Annotated in this window: 2 protein-coding genes and 1 pseudogene; 1 reads left to right on the top strand and 2 read right to left on the bottom strand. The window is 75.2% G+C overall.

All coding sequences use genetic code 11. From position 1 onward, the window contains the following. Nucleotides 1-385 (bottom strand): response regulator transcription factor (locus AB0G02_RS38650; RefSeq protein ID WP_360805012.1); only part of this gene is annotated, 385 nt, incomplete at its 3' end. Beyond that, nucleotides 382-1,371, bottom strand: coding sequence for a sensor histidine kinase (locus AB0G02_RS38645; RefSeq protein ID WP_360805009.1), 990 nt, complete (start codon nt 1,369-1,371; stop codon nt 382-384). The genes AB0G02_RS38650 and AB0G02_RS38645, both read right to left, overlap by 4 nt. Before the next feature lie 114 nt (nt 1,372-1,485). Here AB0G02_RS38645 and AB0G02_RS38640 point away from each other — a divergent pair. After that, nucleotides 1,486-1,723 (top strand): annotated as a pseudogene (locus AB0G02_RS38640) (heme-binding protein); the annotation flags it as partial.

Raw genomic sequence — 1,723 nt, 5'->3', positions numbered from 1 at the left:
GCACGGTGCGCCCGGTGGACGCCTGCCGGACCGCGGCGGCCAGCTCGTCGGGCGGGCAGTCCTTGAGCAGGTAACCGGTGGCGCCGGCCTCGACCGCGCGCACCACGTCCGCGTCCGAGTCGTACGTCGTCAGCACCACCACCTGCGGCGGGTCCGGCAGCGCGCGGATGCGCCGGGTCGCCTCCACGCCGTCGACGCCCGCGCCGAGCCGCAGGTCCATCAGCACCACGTCCACCGTCCTGGTCGCGGCCAGGCGGACCGCCTCCTCGCCCGTGGCCGCCTCCGCGACCACCTCGAAGTCGCGGGCCAGCAGACCGGCCAGGCCGAACCTCACCACCGGGTGGTCGTCCACCACCAGCACCCGCAACCGCGCGTCACCCGTCACGGCGTGGGCACGCTCACGGCCAGCGCCGTGCCCTCACCCGGCGCGCTCTCCACCGTCACCGTGCCGCCGAGCTCGGCCACCCGGTCCCGGATGGCCGCCAACCCGTAGCCGCGACCGGGCTCCGGGCGCGGCGCGGACGGGTCGAACCCGCGGCCGTCGTCGCACACGTCCAACGTCACCGCGTCACCCAGGAAGGTGAGCGTGATGACGGTGGTCGTGGCGGCGGCGTGCTCGCGGACGTTCGCCAACGCGCCCTGGGCCACCCGCAGCAACGCCACCTCCACCGGCACGGGCAGCGGGTACGGCTCGCCCTCCACCTCGACCCGGTCGCACAGCCCGCGCAGCGCGTCGGTCAACGTGCGGCCCTGGAGCGGGGAGAGGTCGCGGACGAACCGGCGTGCCTCGGCCAGGTTCTCCTTCGCCACGTCCCGCGCCCGCGCGGTGTCGCCCAGCTCCAGCAGCAGCGCGATGCTGGACAGGCCCTGCGCCAGCGTGTCGTGGATTTCCCGGGACAGGCGCTGCCGCTCCTGCAGCGCACCCGCCCGGTGCAGCAGCCGGCGGCGGTCGAAGAACACCGCTGCGGTGATCACCGCGACCCCGACCGGACCGAGCACCAGGCTCGGCTCGACCACCTCCGCCAGGCGCACCTGCGCCAGCACCACCGCCCCGGTCAGCACCGCGGCCAGCGGCACCGCCACGCGCGGGCGCAGCTGCCGCAGGCACTGGAAGAACAGCGGGATCGCGCACCAGCCGAAGCTCGGCGCCAGCCACACCACCACCAGGAACAGCCCGAGCACGACCGGCAGCACGGCCGTCCGGCGCACGCCGAACGGGTAGGCCGCGCCCAGCACGGCCGCGGTGACCAGCACGGCGGGCTCGACGCCGTGGTACGCGACGTACCGCGCCGCCGACGCCGTCAGCAGCACGTAGAAGCCCGCGTGCATCGCCCGGTGCAGCCACACGAGGCCGACCCTAGGCCAGGTCAAGGCCTGCGGGGTCAACCGATGGGTTGAACCGAGGTCAACCGGAACCACCAGGTCGGGGCGGCCGTCCGCGACGAGCCTGGAACTCGACACGAACGAGTGAAGGAGGGTGTGGCGATGCGGAAGACCACGATCGCGGTGCTGGTGGCGTTGTCCGTGGCGGGCGCGGGCGGCTACGCGGTGGCCGACCAGGGCGGGCAGCGCGGGCGCGGGGAGACCGCGGTGCGGTCCACGACGACGATCACGGTCGACGCGGCGGTCCGGGCGGCGCAGGCCGCGCTGGACGCCGCCGGCAAGGAGGGGCAGCGGGTCACCGTCGCCGTCGTCGACCGCGGCGGTGATGTGGTCGTGCTGC

The organism is Actinosynnema sp. NPDC023658, assembly GCF_040639995.1.
GTDB lineage: Bacteria > Actinomycetota > Actinomycetes > Mycobacteriales > Pseudonocardiaceae > Actinosynnema.
This window is presented reverse-complemented; position numbering and strand designations above follow the sequence as displayed.